Genomic DNA, 14,504 nt, shown 5'->3' on the forward strand with positions numbered 1-14,504 from the left:
AACATGCGCATCCTCAGGTTCCGGATCATGGCTGCCACGCAATTTGCGCAGTTGGCTGGTGGTCTTCTATAGGGACATAGGGTTTGATATCCAGAATTGGCGTGCCATCAATGCAATCCAATCCACTCACTGTCAAAACGTTGCCGTCCCGTCTGATTAATTCAACCGAGCTCAAACCAATCGGGTTCGGGCGGTTGGGTGAACGGCTGGCAAAAACACCACGCGCTGCTTCCTCTCCACGGGCGCGCCGAACAAGCGCGGTTCCGTCAGAGTGGTGCAGCCAGTACATCACCCAAAGATGAGAGGCCATCGTGATGTTCAAAAGCGCATCCGCATAAGGAGAGGCAATTTCCAGTTGGCTCTGGGCAGGGTTGCGACGACTGGACTTCGGGCATTCGCGCGTTTCTGAGAAGCCTGAGCGCACAAAGCCAATCGGGTTCATGATGATGCCTGAAGACACCGTGGTTTCCTGCTGATTATTCATTTGTGAAGCCGTAATAGGTTGCAAAATTAAACACTTAACGTCTCCAAAGCCAAAGCCTACCTCAACAACAGATCGATACTTGGAGACGATATCCGAGTAAATTCGATTTATCGAATGGGGTACCTCAGTTTTTCTGAGGTCTCTCTGATTAGCATGTTCGAAAATGCTGAGGCTATGCCTCTGATAAATCGATTGGATTATTAGCAAGCGCAAAAAACATAGTTCTGGCACCTCATATTTCAAAATCAGAATCACAGGTCGCTATGACAGATCACACCCAGCACGAAACAGCCCCGGCCTCCGGCCTCAGTCCCACGCCCGAAAAAATAAAGTCCTCGTTTAACACCAAACAGACCTGGCAGTTTCTTGGTGTTGCAGTTGCCGCCACCATCGCGGGTCTTCTGGCCTCCGCTTATCTGCCTGCTGGCATGGCCGTTGCTGCGGTCTTATCCGTTGGTTGTCTCGGCCTATGGGCAACGGGTGTGGTGCCGGAATACTGGACCGCGCTCGCCTTCTTCTTCGTTGCCATCGTAATAGGGATTGCCCCACCGGATGTGGTGTTCTCCGGCTTCCAGACCTCAACCTTCTGGCTGCTGTTCGCAGGCCTCGTGCTTGGCGCCTCCATCAAGCACACCAAACTGGATAAACGAGCTGCGGTACTGCTGATGCGTTTGCCACTCAACAGCTATGCGGGGCTGGTCTCCAGCATCGTCGCCTTCAGTGTGGCGCTGGCGTTTGTGGTGCCCTCATCCATTGGCCGTATCATGATTTTGCTGCCGGTGATCTCCGCCCTTGCTGCGCAGATCGGCTTCAAACCCGGCTCCAACGGGCGCACGGGCATGCTTTGTGCAGCGGCCTTTGCGACCTTTGCTCCAGCCTTCACCATTCTGCCTGCCAATGCCCCCAACATGATCCTCGCCGGGATGAGCGAGAGCCTCTATGACCTCAGCATTTCCTATTGGGATTACTTGCGTTTGAACTTCCCGGTTCTGGGCATCCTGAAGTCACTCATCCTTATCGGACTGACGCTGGTCCTATTCCCGGACAAGCTTCCTCAGGACGCGCATGAGACCACTGAGGCAGTCACACCCGTCAGCGCTCCTGAACGACGCCTGATGATCATTCTGGCGTTGTGCCTCATCTTCTGGCTGACGGATAGCCTACACCCGATTGGCCCGGCATGGGTTGGCCTTGCGGCGGCTCTGGCGTGCTTCTGGCCCAATGCCAAGCTGACCTCCAAAACCTGCATCAATCAGGACCTGAGCTATGGCTCCCTGATGTTCGTCGCGGGCATTATGGGGCTGGGTGCAGTCATTTCAGTTGCCGGACTGGGTGAAGCTTTGGTTCAGGCTGTTGGCGGCAAAGCTGGTTTTTCGCAGGACACTCCAATCTGGAACCTGTCGGTTCTCACTGGCCTGTCGACGCTGGTTGCCATGGCAACAAACCTGCCGGGTGTGCCAGCTGTGATGACACCGGTTGCCGGGGATTTGGCCGATGCCACTGGCCTGCCCTTGCAGACTGTTTTGATGACGCAGGTCATGGCGTTTTCCAATGTGTTCCTGCCGTTTCAGGCTCCACCACTGGTCGCCGCCATTCAGGTTGGAAACCTGCCACCAAAAGCCGTGATCAAACTGTGTCTGACCCTGTTTGCGATCAGCCTGTTCCTGCTTGTCCCGATCGACATGCTGTGGTGGTACCTGCTCGGATTTCTTTAAGCATCTTCAGACGGGCCCACACAAATGCTGAGGCCCGTCTTCCATTCTTTCGATTTGTGCAAAGCGAATTTCCATCCCTAGCTATAGCCGTTTTCAAATTGCGAGGTTTTAGTATGACGACCCGATTTACTTGGTTGAAGACAATTGCTTACAGTGGCGCTTTGGCGCTTGTGATTACTGGTGGAGCCGCCAAAGCAGAATTGGCTGCTGACTGGCAAGACACCGCCATGGGCCTTTTCAACGCTGAAAAATGGCCAGGTGCCAAACGCCAGCGCGCCCTGACAATTTTGCATACTGCAATGTTCGACGCCGCGAACGCAGTTGAAGGTACCTACGCCCCTTACGCGTACACTGGCTCAACCAATCCGGATGCATCTGCGCAAGCAGCCGTTAATCAGGCCGCCCTGCACGTTCTGTCAGTCTTGATGCCAGAGCGTAAAGCGGAGTTGGAAATTGCTGCAAAGGAACGCCTTGCAAACCTGAAGAGCCCGCAGTCTGGCATTGCCCTGGGTCAAGCCGTTGCAGAGCAAATTCTGGCAGCACGCGCATCAGACAATGCTAACTTCTCAGTAGATTACACACCGGGTCCGACGGAAGCAGGTGTGTATCAGCCAACCTCCGAGCGCGAGATGGTTGCCCCCAAAATTCGCGAGATGAAACCATTTGTCCTGTCCTCCGCAACCCACTTCCGCGTGCCGCCACCTCCGGCACTGGAGAGCATGCAATACCAGCGTGGTCTGAGCGAAGTCGTTGAGATGGGCGGCAAGGAAACACAGACTAACGAGGACAATGTCTTCATCGCCAAGCTTCATGCTGGCTCTGGCTCCGGAGCATGGAACCAGATCGCCCGCAAAAGCAGTGCGTCCTGTGATCTGTCCATGCTGGAAGAAGCTCGCACGCTCGCGCTTCTCAACATTGCACTGACAGACGCATTGGTTGCTGGTTTCAACGCAAAGTATGAATACGCTTTGTGGCGTCCGCAAACCGCAATGGAAGCTTTGGGCAAGACCTATAAGCACCCAACACTCAAGGCCGATATGGAGTGGAGTTCTCTGGTGCCTGCACCAATGCATCCTGAATATCCATGTCAGCACTGCACCAGCGGCAGTGCGGCTCAGGAGATCATGGAATCCGTCTTTGGTGACGGCAAAATGGCCTTCACTTTCAACGGCAAGGGCGGTCTTTCCAAAGACTATGTCAGTTTCCAGCAGTTTGCCGAGGAAGAGTCAGAATCCCGTGTTCTCGGCGGCGTTCACTACCGCCGCTCCAACGCTGTTGGCGACATGTTGGGCTACCAGATCGGCTCTTATGTTGCAGAGACCTCTTTGCAGCCTCTGAAGCAAATCAGCGACATCAAGAAATGTGCAGGCAGCCGCTAGGTCAGCTCCTCCTGACTTAGCTTGCACTTGCAGGCCGCACTCCAATCCCCTCGCGGCCTGCTTTTTTTATCACCCCAGAAAAGGGAGCACTTGCAAGCGCCACTTCCGGCAAAGCACCCGCAGGTCTAAAGGAACAGGTACTATGGAAAATCGAACTGGTTTAGCACTCCGCATTCTCTTTGTTGGCATTGGCGCAACGCTCTTCATGGATATCTGGGCCATCGCAGCAGATAGCCTCTTTGGCATTCCGCAGAGCAATTTCTCAGTGGTGGGTCGCTGGCTGGGGCACATGCTGGACGGACAATTCACCCACGAAAGCATCCGCCGCGCTGCACCTATCGCAGGAGAAGCAGCCCTTGGCTGGACGGTGCATTATCTGGTCGGGATCATCTTCGTTGCAGCTTTCGTCATGATTTTCGGAAATCGCCAGTTGCAAAAACCATCTCTGATCCTTGCGATCTTGTTTGGCGTTGTGATGATCGTGTTCCCATTCTTCGTTATGCAGCCATCTCTTGGGGCAGGCGTTATGGCTGCCAACCGGCCAAACCCAGACTTCGCACGCCTGAAAAGCCTCATGACGCACTTCTCATTCGGCCTGGGCATGTATGTAGCGCTTTGGGTTCAGACCAAGATCTTCAAACCAATTGAAGCACCGGTTTCCTCCGCATCCTGATTGTTTCAGGATCACGAGAAAGCCCGCCGTTCATCTGAGCGGCGGGCTTTTTGTCGATCGGGAAAGCCGTTGAAGTTAGCTTAGCTCAAGCTCTCTGCGAACCTGATACTGAGGCAGATGCTTCTTGATCTGCTCCACCACCACCTCAGGATCGGGCAGTGACTGGTGACCGTGGATCTTACCCATGTGCGGGTCAAAGTTCTCACGCCATACCGGATCACACACCTCGTAACCATCTTCGCGGATCTGCGCCACATTGCGCTTTACAGAGGGCTTCTTCCACATGGGCCCGCCCATCACCGGGAAGAAGAGCACCGGAAACTCAGCAGCAAGAATGACCGTGGTCAGGCGGTTGAGTGAGGAACCATTGGCAACACCAGACAACGTGTTGGCCGTTGCTGGCATCACGGCGAGAATATCGTGCTCGGCTGCGATGCGTCCCGGCTTGTCCGTGGACCAGTCTTTCGGATCATCTCCGCAGATCACCCGATCCACAAACAACGCGATGCTGTCCATGTTCACGAAGTTGATAGCATTAGGCGTAAACATGGCGGTGAGTGTGCAATCAATCGAATTCTTGATCTCTCGCAGATAGTTGGGCAGCAGCGTCGCATCCAGAGATGCGCTCGCCCCAATCAGAATGCGGGCCTTGTCAGGAGTGTCATTGGTGACCATGGAAAAATCCTCTCTGTAAAATCCATTTCAAGATGATGGAGGTGCCGCGCGATTGGCGCCTTTGGGTGAGCTACGGAACCCTAGGGGAGGTTGGTGAGTGCACCTTGGCCAGCTCATCGCGCGGTGTCTTTTTCTGGTCGCCAGATGACCTCAAATCATGCCTCATATTCCAATTGTTTCTTTGAAATGCTCTCCTCAGGTTTGCTGAGGGCGAGGGCTCAGATTTGCTGATAGGCCGCCTCAGAACTTCCGATGTGCAATGAGAATGTACTGCTGGCATGGTTCCATTCAGATAAGCCATCAGGCTGCTGGAACTGGAGGGATTGATGAGGGGTGCTGAAGTCAAAACCATTTGCGTTGCAGGAGCCAGCGGGCTGGCCGGGTCTTATATGGTCAAAGAAGCCCTCGCGCGCGGCTATCGCGTCAACGGCACCATGCGCGACATTTCCCAGCTCGATAAAGTCAGTGGCTTGATGCGGTTGCCCGGCGCGGCAGAAAGGCTGCATCTGTTTTCAGCAGATACAGCCAACTCTGAAAGGTTCGATGCGGCTATGACACAAGCGAAGGCTGTGTTCATCGCTTGCATTCCAACGACCAAACACGGCGTAGACGGGACGCCTGCTGCGGAGCTGGATCGCGAGCGCGGCTTGACAGAGATCATCCAACCTGCAGAACAAGCCTGCCTGAACATCTTGAAAGCAGCGCATCGGCAAGGCGTTAAAACAGCAGTGCTCTGTTCCAGCACGGCCTCCGCAGAACCTGCCACGCCCTCCTTTGAAAAGCAGGAGGACAAGGACATTTCAGATGCCGAGATGCAGATCCAGCAAAAGAAATACGCGCAGGCACAAAAGACTGTAATGGAAGCTGCGGCAGAAGAGTTTACCGCGCAACATGGCATGAAGCTTTGTACCTTCTTGCCAAGCATGATGGTCGGTGCGCCCCTCCTACCTTCGCACTTGAAAGGTCACGTCCTCAGCTTTCTTGCAAAACTGCGGCACGGCAAAACGGGTTGGCACAGCACTGTTCCAGCCGGTTCCATGTCCCTCACCTCCCCGCAGGATCTTGCAAAGATGTCACTGGCTGCATTGGACCAGGCAGAGGCCTCCGGACGCTATTTTGCTGTGAGCGGCAGTTGGAGTTGGCGTCGGATTTATCAGGAAATTGCCGAGTACGTGCCGTTGGAGGCGCTGCCGGCCCCACTTGGCAGAGATCCGGAACCGCCAACGCGCTTTGACTTCAGCAAGCGCGACAGTCTCGGCGTTCCGATACAAGGCATTCAAGAGATGTTTGCCGATTTTTATGAGGCCTATGAGCAGGTCAGGCTCGTTCCTCAAGCCTGATCCTCAGTTATCTCATCGGTACGCGCGCTTTTTGCACGCTGTTGCGCCACACAAACTTGGCAGGCAGCTTCACCGTTTCACTGGACGGCTGCTCAGTGGTGCACCATTCCAGGCACTTATCGATGATCAGATCCGTCGGTTGCGCAAAGGTGGTCAGGTCATATCCTTCCCACTCGGCCTGCTGAATATTATCAAAACCAATGACTGAAAGATCATCCGGTGTGCGCAGACCAAACCTCTGGCGCGCCGCATCAATGACGCCGCACGCAATCAAGTCTGTGGTGCAGAAAATGCCATCCGGGCGGTCTTCACGATCAAGCAGTGCCGTCCCCAGTTCAAGACCTGCCTGATAGGATGTGAAACCATCCACCTCACACAAAACATCAACCCCGGCTTCTTCAGCAGCGGCTATGAAACCCTTCTGTCGCTCCACAATGCTCCAGGTGGCATTTGCGGAGTTTGCGAGGGCGATTCGCTTGCATCCCGCACGCAAAAGAGCCTTCAGTGCGGTCTTGCCTGCTGCCCTGTTATCCGGCCCAATCTGTAGAGAACCCGGGAAATCTTCCTCACGATTGATCAAAACCAGCTTCATGCCATTGCTAAAACATGTGTCGGCTAAAGAAGGGTCCGGCGCACCTGACAAAATAATCGCCGCTTCTGTGCGAAAACTGATGGCCTGAAGCAACGCATCCTTCACACGCTCCTCATATCCACTGGTGTTGATAAGCATTGTTACCTTACCAGCGGCCTGTAACCTGTCAGAGAGTTCAGCGATCATCGCAGAGCGGTGTGGCGTATCAATCTCAGCAGCAACCAGAGCCACGATACCACTTTCAGAGCGGTTGAGACTGCTCGCAAGGCGGTTGACGCGGTACCCTAGTATTTCTGCGGATTTCAATACTTTAGCACGCGTCGCGTCGGAAACACTGGCCCCCGGAGTAAAGGTTCTGGAGACAGAAACACGGGACACGCCAGCGTGGCGCGCGACGTCCTCAGCCCTGACCTGCTGCTTTCTTGAAGACACTTTTTCCGACATCAAATTTCGCTGATTATTGTACACGTTTGCATCTGCATATCAGGAAATATCCAGAAAATAAATTAGTCTTTCTTGGAATAAAGTTGACATTGCAAAAATTTAGCCGACTATATTATGTACACGTGTACACAACGTGTTTGGGAGGAGTAAACATGAAATCCATTAAGACAGCTTTGTTGGGTGCAACCCTCATTGTGGGTGCTGGTGCAAGCGCGGCGTCTGCAGATGAACTCAATGTCATCTGCTCCGCTGACAACGCTCTGTGCGAAAAACTCGCAGCAAAGTTTGAAGAAAAGTCGGGTGCTGACGTCAGCATGATCCGCCTTTCTTCAGGCGAAGCTTATGCAAAGATCCGTGCAGAAGCTCGCAACCCGCAGACGGACGTATGGTGGGGTGGAACCGGAGATCCGCATCTGCAGGCAGCAAACGATCAGCTCTCTGTCGCTTACAAGTCGCCAATGCTGGAAGAACTTCTGCCATGGGCTGTTGCTCAGGCTGAAACTTCCAACTACCGCACTGTAGGCGTGTACTCTGGCGCACTAGGCTGGGGCTACAACAAAGAGATCCTCGCGGAAAAGGGCATCGAAGGCCCTAAATGCTGGTCTGACCTGCTAAATCCTGCGTTGAAGGGCGAAATCTCTATTGCAGATCCAAACTCTTCAGGCACCGCATACACCGCACTTGCTACTCTCGTTCAGTTGATGGGTGAAGAAGAAGCCTTCAAATACCTGTTGGCTCTGGGCAAGAACGTATCGCAGTACACCAAGTCCGGTTCCGCTCCTGTTAAGGCAGCGGCCCGCGGTGAAGCAGGTCTCGGTATCGTGTTCATGCACGATGCAGTGAAACAGGCTGAAGCAGGCTTCCCAATCGAGGTTGTCGCTCCATGTGAAGGCACCGGTTATGAAATCGGTTCAATGTCTCTCATTGACGGTGCGCCAAACCCAGACACTGCAAAAGTGTTCTACGATTGGGTGCTAACCCCAGAAGCACAGAACCTGATGGCGGAAACTGGTTCCTACCAGATTCCATCCAACAAGGGTTCTACCCAGCCAGAAGCTGCTCCTAAGCTCGAGAACGTACGTCTCATCGACTACGATTTCGCAGAATATGGAAGCAGTGACCGCCGCAGAAACCTGCTGGCACGCTGGGACATGGAAGTTGGCGCTGCTGCAAACTGATTGAGATCGGGGCGAGTTAACGCTCGCCCCGTTTCCCTAAAAAACCTGGTTTTTCCAAATGAAAAATGAAAATCGTCGGCTGGACCTCGCACTCATATGCGGCGTCCTTGGGTTGTTTATATTGCCTTGGTTCCACATTCGCAGCGGCTTTTTTGGCGGCGAATGGGTCTTGGATCTGCTCAGCAAAGAGCGTTATTGGCCGGGCTTTTTCCAGCTCTTCCTTGGAAAGCTGCAACTGCTCCCCGTGTTTGCTCTTGTGGGTGCAGCCGGATATCTGCGCCTGAAGTCTGAGCCGGGTCATCGTGGCAAACTGATTGCTATTATCGGTGCTCTTGGCCTGTTCTGGATGGTGCTGGAAGGCCTTTCCATTGGCCTAAGAGGCTGGAACTGGAGCCTGCTGGAAGCAACATTCGGCCGCGTAGATGGTCAGCCCGCGTTTGGCGCCGGTGCCGTGTTGCTCGCACTCACGTTCACCACATTCATTTCATTTGGCCTGGCTGAAAAGGGCGCTCTCAAAGGCGACGCGATTGTACTAACCGCCGTCTCGCTTTTGATCCTGCTTGTAGCGACCTTTGTATTCTACCCAATCCTATCCATGTTCGCTGGCGCGTTTCAGGATTTCCGCGGCAACTTCACCACTGAAGGCGTCATGCGGAACATCACCGATCCGCAGATCTGGAAACTGAACTGTCTGGTTGGCGGCAGTTGCGGCATTGCATGGCGCACCATGTTCCTTGCGATTGCAACAGCAGCTGGTTCCACCCTCCTGGGCCTTGCGTTTGCGCTGATCGTAACCCGCACGCAGATGCCATTCCGCAAAAGCCTGCGGACTCTGAGCATCCTTCCAATCATTACGCCTCCTTTCGTGATTGGCCTTTCTCTGACCTTGATGCTGGGCCGTACAGGCTTTGTCACCGAGGCGATTGAAGCTGCGACAGGCCTTGAGCTGGGCCGCTGGATCTACGGCCTGCCGGGGATCTGGATTGCACAGATGCTCAGCTTCACACCAATCTCCTTCCTCGTGCTGGTTGGCGTTGTTGAGGGCATTAGCCCATCGCTGGAAGAAGCAAGCCAGACCATGCGCTCTGGCCGCTGGAGAACCTTCCGCAAAGTATCATTGCCTCTGATGGCACCGGGTCTGGCAAACGCCTTCCTGATCGGCTTCATCGAGTCCATGGCTGACTTCGGCAACCCAATGGTTCTGGGTGGTAATGGCGGCGTGCTGTCGACCGAAATCTTCTTCGCGGTCGTTGGTGCACAAAGTGATCCATCCCGCGCAGCCGTGCTCGCAATCATCCTCCTCGGCTTCACACTCTCTGCCTTCTTTGCGCAGCGTATGTGGCTTGGTAAGCGAAACTTCGCAACCGTTACCGGTAAGGGTGATGGTGGCCGCTACGCAAAACTGCCACGGCGTATCGCAATCCCGGTCGGTACCATTGTTGCCCTCTGGAGCTTGTTCACCATTGCTGTTTACGGCTTGATCCTGTTTGGCGGCTTCGTGAAGGTCTGGGGTCTGGACCACAGCGTGACGCTGGCGCACTACATCACCGCGTTCTCCATCTCGTTTGAGAATGGCTTTGCGTTTACCGGTGTTGCGTGGAACAGCTTCTGGACCACCATGTGGATCGCCCTTGCTGCCGCTCCGTTGACTGCTGCAGTTGGCATCCTGTCCGCATGGCTCATCGTTCGTCAGGACTTCCCGGGCAAATCTGCCTTTGAATTCGGCCTGATGATGAGCTTCGCAATTCCGGGCACCGTGATCGGCATCAGCTACATTCTGGCGTTCAACCTGCCACCATTGCAGATGACGGGTACCGCATTGATCCTGATCTTCTGCTTCGTGTTCCGCAACATGCCAGTGGGTGTGCGCGGCGGTGTGGCGGCCATGTCTCAGCTGGATAAGAACCTGGATGAAGCTTCCCTGACACTCGGTGCAAACAGCGCGCGGACACTGAAGAAAGTGATCCTGCCGCTGCTGCGTCCAGCCATTCAGGCGGCGCTGGTCTACAGCTTCGTGCGGGCAATCACATCCATCTCTGCGGTCATCTTCCTTGTGAGCGCGAAGTACAATATGGCGACGGCCTATGTGGTCGGTTTGGTTGAAAACGGCGAATACGGTGTGGCGATTGCCTACAGCTCCGTCCTCATCTTCGTGATGATCACCGTCATTCTTGGCTTCCAACTACTGGTTGGTGAGCGAAAACTCCGTCGTCCAGAAAACACTCAAAAATCTCCTGCTCAGGGTAAACTGAAGGAAGCCGCAGCATGACACATTCTAAATTTGGTCAGGTCCGCTTCGAAAATGTCGGCAAAAACTACGGCGACTTTACTGCAATCCCGGATCTTAACCTCACGATCGAACCGGGCCAGCTGGTTACCCTTCTGGGGCCATCCGGATGTGGCAAGACGACAACCCTGCGTATGATTGCAGGGTTGGAGACCCCAACATCTGGACGCATCATGATTGGTGGCGATGACGTAACTCGTCTTCCACCGAACGAGCGTGACGTGTCCATGGTGTTCCAGTCCTACGCCCTGTTCCCGCACATGAGCGTGCTTGAGAACGTGAAATACGGCTTGGAATCCAGCGGCTTCAAAGACGCAGAAGACCTGGCTCTGAAAGGTCTCGACCTTGTGGGCCTGCGCGAAAAAGCACCGCGTCTTCCTTCCGAGCTGTCCGGTGGTCAGCAGCAGCGTGTGGCTGTTGCTCGTGCGTTGGTTCTGGAGCCGCAGGTTCTGCTGCTTGACGAGCCGCTCTCAAACCTCGACGCCCGCCTGCGCCGTTTGGTGCGTACTGAAATCCGCGAAATTCAGCAGCGCCTTGATTTCACAGCGGTTTACGTCACCCACGATCAGGAAGAAGCGCTTGCTGTTTCCGACCGCATCGTTGTTATGCGTGATGGTCTTGTCGAGCAGGATGGCACGCCTTACGAGCTTTACGAGAGCCCAGCTTCCGAGTTCATCGCGGACTTTATCGGCGAAGCGAACATCCTCGACTGTGACATTAGCAGCGTGAATGCGGACACCGCAAATGTGCTGGTGGGCGGCAAAGGCTTTGACCTGCGCAGCCGTAACCACAGCATTGGTAAGGGTAAATTGGCAGCGCGTGCCAATTCCATCAAGCTCAGTAGAGATGTGAATGGTGGACCGGCCGGCAAGATCAAAAGCGCGGCTTATCTTGGAGATCACTTCCAATACGAAGTGATGAGCGACCTTGGCTTGCTGTTCGTCATCGACAACCACACTGATGAACTGCTGGAAAACGGAACCTCTGTTGGCATCGACTTTGACGCACGCGGTCTCGCACTGATTGGTGGTAAAAAATGACCACCGAAACAGTTCTGGACCAAGCTGCCGAGTTAGAGCAACGCTTCAACGCGGCCCAAAAGATGGCCGATGAAGCGGCAGCGCTCGCTCTTGAGCACTTCGCCAATCGTGATGATTTGAACATCGACACAAAACGGCATCCGCAGGATGTCGTTTCTGAAGCCGACAAGGCTGTAGAGCAAAAAATCCGCAGCCTGATCGCCGAGCACTTCCCTGAGGATGCGTTGCTTGGTGAGGAGTTTGGCTTTGTGGAAGGGACAACCGGTTACACTTGGGTCATTGACCCAATTGACGGAACTGCCCCGTTTCTCAATGGGTTACCAGGGTGGTGCGTGTGCATTGCCGTAACCGACAAAGACGGTGCTGCCATCGGTATCATTGATGTTCCGGTCCTCACAGAACGCTTTGCTGCCCTGCGCGGTAAAGGCACCACACTCAACGGTTCCCCTGTTCGGGTGACCGAACGATTTAACCTGCAGACCGGCATGCTGGGCGTTGGCGCGAATGATCGCGTTGCTCCTGCGCAGGTCGGTAAAATGTTCGAAGACCTGATGTCCGCAGGCGTGAGCTACACTCGTTATGGCTCCGGTGCATTGATGTTGGCATGGGTCGCTGCGGGGCGCTTGGTTGGCTATGTTGAGCCGCGCATGTCTGCCTGGGACTGCATGGCTGCATACTGCCTTATCACTGAAGCTGGCGGGAAAATTCTCCCATTTCCGATGGCTGAGAACCCAAGTGCCCCGTATCCTGTTTTGGGCGCTGCTCCGCAGGTGTTCGATGAGGTTTTGGATCTCACAAATCTAACCCAGTTTGCCTAGTCTCCCGAGTAGACAACGGGTTAGATCATACTTGCAGGCGCTGTTCACCCAGAGCAGCGCCTGTTTTTTTTATGCACTCAGATGAAGAGCAGAACACCGCCACCCGCGATCAATCCACCGCGGATAAGTGGTGAGAACGGTGCGATGACTCCGTAGGAAATAGCGGAGAGCGCAAGCCCCACCTTTACTGTTGCCAACAGCGACCAAACAGGCGAACTCACAAGCGTGATCAGCGTCGGATTTGCTATCATTCCCAACGGGATAAGGTAGAGGCCAATCCCCAGCGCCATAGCGAACAAAGCCACCTTCAACCAGTTCTCACTGACCATTCCCGCAGCGATAAACACCGCTCCGCAAACAGGGGGAGTAATGGTGGAGAGCAGTGCGAACCAGAATACGAACAAGTGCGCCTGAAGCGGCTCCAGCCCAATATCAATAAGCGCTGGCCCAGCAACAGAAACGCAGATCACATAGGCCGCAGTTGTTGGCACTTCCATGCCCAGAACCATGCAAGCCAGAGCTGTCAGCAGCAAAGCTGGCCACAACATGCCGCCGGAGCCGGAGAGGATAAGTGAGGTGATCTTCACCCCAAGGCCTGTCACCCCAAGCGTACCGATGATGATGGAGGCACAGAGGATAATCGACGCGATCATTGCCACCTGTTTGCCGGAGTTCATCAGCGCCTGCTCGTAGCGCCCGCCGATTTTCCGCAGGTCTACCTTGAAGTTCTTGTCGATCAGCAACAGCACAACCGCTGCCATAATCGCCAGACACGCCGCAAACTGAGGGGTATAACCCAGCACAAACATCGCCCAGAGCAGCACCGTAAACGGCACGAGGAAGAACAGCGATGTGATGATAACTGAACGCGTGTCCGGTTGATCCTCCGTTGCCAATCCTTTCAGCTCATAGCGGCGCGCGAATGCGTTGATGCCCATCCAGACCGCGAAGAAGTACAGAAATGCAGGCAAAATCGCAGCAGCCATGATGCCGGTGTAGGGAACGCCGGTCAGTTCCACCATGACAAAAGCGCCCGCTCCCATCAGCGGCGGCATGATTTGTCCCCCCGAGGAGGCAACAGCTTCCACGGCGGCGGCAAGTGCACGCGGGTAGCCCAGTTTGGTCATGGCGGGCAGCGTAATCGCCCCGGTAGAGGCTACGTTGGCGGAAGCAGAACCAGAGATAGAACCGAACAAAGCCGATGAAATCACTGAGACTTTCGCCGTTCCGCCTTTCAGTTTACCTGCGGCAGCGGCAGCCACATTCATGAAACCAGCACCTGCTTCACCGGCATTCAAAAATGCACCGAAAATGACGAAGATCGCGACGACACCAACAGATACTCCCGTCAGCTTGCCCCATAATCCCCCTTCAGCAATGGTCATGGTGCCGAGGAAACTTTCCAGCGGAACGCCTGCATAGCCGAACTCACCGGGGATATATTGCCCAAACATGCCATAGGCCAGAGCAATCAAAGCCACCAGCGGCAGCGGCCAACCGATGGCCCTGCGCGCCATTTCCAGCACCGTGATCAGCAGACCAAATGCCAGATAAAGCTGAAAATCATCAATAAGATAGCCGTATTGATCCGACAGGTCTGAGTGGTTCCATGCAATCCAGCCAGCAGCGAAAACGCCAAAGATTGTGAGCACATAACCCGTCACATTCTCAAGGGGATTACGCGCCATCAGGATGAGCGCCCAAGGCAGCGCGAGAGCCATGTGCAGCGGACGGCTGACCAGATTGGGAACCAGACCAGAAAAGATCAGCCCAAGATGAAACAGAACAGTGGCCGCACCGAGAACGAGCCAGATGGAACGATGAATTCTATTCAATGAAACAACCTAGGAAGAGAAAGGCCCGAAGATCACTCCGGGCC

The 14,504-nt window shown here is 54.6% G+C and carries 12 protein-coding genes; 8 read left to right on the forward strand and 4 right to left on the reverse strand.

The features are described from left to right. Nucleotides 1-25: 25 nt before the first annotated feature. Nucleotides 26-484 carry a tRNA (N6-threonylcarbamoyladenosine(37)-N6)-methyltransferase TrmO gene (tsaA, locus tag BM231_RS22580; RefSeq protein WP_093523092.1) on the reverse strand — a complete coding sequence of 153 codons (459 nt, stop codon included), beginning with the start codon at nt 482-484 and terminating at the stop codon, nt 26-28. Nucleotides 485-747: 263 nt separating this feature from the next. On the opposite strand from tsaA, the gene BM231_RS22585 reads away from it, so the two are divergent. The 3 genes from BM231_RS22585 to BM231_RS22595 all read left to right on the forward strand — a co-directional run bounded on the left by BM231_RS22585 (nt 748) and on the right by BM231_RS22595 (nt 4,251). Then, nucleotides 748-2,199: an SLC13 family permease gene (locus BM231_RS22585; protein ID WP_093523094.1), complete on the forward strand. Its 1,452-nt coding sequence runs from the start codon at nt 748-750 to the stop codon at nt 2,197-2,199. Between the two features lie 113 nt (nt 2,200-2,312). Beyond that, nucleotides 2,313-3,578 carry a vanadium-dependent haloperoxidase gene (locus BM231_RS22590; RefSeq protein WP_093523096.1) on the forward strand — a complete coding sequence of 422 codons (1,266 nt, stop codon included), beginning with the start codon at nt 2,313-2,315 and terminating at the stop codon, nt 3,576-3,578. A gap of 142 nt (nt 3,579-3,720) precedes the next feature. Continuing rightward, a complete protein-coding gene (locus tag BM231_RS22595; RefSeq protein WP_063310381.1) occupies nt 3,721-4,251 on the forward strand; it encodes a DUF2938 domain-containing protein in 531 nt (176 codons plus the stop codon). Nucleotides 4,252-4,326: 75 nt separating this feature from the next. Here BM231_RS22595 and BM231_RS22600 read toward each other — a convergent pair whose 3' ends face one another. After that, complete coding sequence (locus tag BM231_RS22600; protein ID WP_057461513.1) at nt 4,327-4,926, reverse strand: flavoprotein; 600 nt, start codon at nt 4,924-4,926, stop codon at nt 4,327-4,329. Between the two features lie 326 nt (nt 4,927-5,252). Here BM231_RS22600 and BM231_RS22605 point away from each other — a divergent pair, with 326 nt between their 5' ends. After that, entirely contained in the window at nt 5,253-6,266 is a 1,014-nt protein-coding gene (locus BM231_RS22605) for an NAD-dependent epimerase/dehydratase family protein (protein ID WP_208860584.1), read from the forward strand. Between the two features lie 7 nt (nt 6,267-6,273). Here BM231_RS22605 and BM231_RS22610 read toward each other — a convergent pair whose 3' ends face one another. Beyond that, nucleotides 6,274-7,302, reverse strand: coding sequence for a LacI family DNA-binding transcriptional regulator (locus tag BM231_RS22610; protein WP_093523098.1), 1,029 nt, complete (start codon nt 7,300-7,302; stop codon nt 6,274-6,276). Nucleotides 7,303-7,454: 152 nt separating this feature from the next. On the opposite strand from BM231_RS22610, the gene BM231_RS22615 reads away from it, so the two are divergent. From BM231_RS22615 to BM231_RS22630, 4 genes are read left to right on the forward strand one after another with little or no spacing between them, the layout of a single operon-like run. Continuing rightward, the gene (locus BM231_RS22615) at nt 7,455-8,480 is read left to right on the forward strand and encodes an ABC transporter substrate-binding protein (protein ID WP_093523104.1); all 1,026 of its coding nucleotides are present in this window, start codon (nt 7,455-7,457) and stop codon (nt 8,478-8,480) included. Between the two features lie 58 nt (nt 8,481-8,538). Next, nucleotides 8,539-10,749 (forward strand): ABC transporter permease, encoded by a 2,211-nt coding sequence (locus tag BM231_RS22620; protein ID WP_181951972.1) that lies wholly within the window; start codon nt 8,539-8,541, stop codon nt 10,747-10,749. Further along, nucleotides 10,746-11,807, forward strand: a complete 1,062-nt coding sequence (locus BM231_RS22625) for an ABC transporter ATP-binding protein (protein WP_093523105.1) — start codon at nt 10,746-10,748, stop codon at nt 11,805-11,807. The genes BM231_RS22620 and BM231_RS22625 overlap by 4 nt, the downstream gene beginning before the upstream one ends. After that, complete coding sequence (locus tag BM231_RS22630; protein WP_093523106.1) at nt 11,804-12,625, forward strand: inositol monophosphatase family protein; 822 nt, start codon at nt 11,804-11,806, stop codon at nt 12,623-12,625. The genes BM231_RS22625 and BM231_RS22630 overlap by 4 nt, the downstream gene beginning before the upstream one ends. A 77-nt stretch (nt 12,626-12,702) precedes the next feature. On the opposite strand, the gene BM231_RS22635 is transcribed toward BM231_RS22630, so the two are convergent. Continuing rightward, nucleotides 12,703-14,460 (reverse strand): TRAP transporter permease, encoded by a 1,758-nt coding sequence (locus BM231_RS22635; RefSeq protein WP_093523107.1) that lies wholly within the window; start codon nt 14,458-14,460, stop codon nt 12,703-12,705. Between the last annotated feature and the right edge of the window lie 44 nt (nt 14,461-14,504).

Origin of the sequence: Pseudovibrio ascidiaceicola (assembly GCF_900114245.1) — a bacterium.
Classification (GTDB): Bacteria; Pseudomonadota; Alphaproteobacteria; order Rhizobiales; family Stappiaceae; genus Pseudovibrio; species Pseudovibrio ascidiaceicola.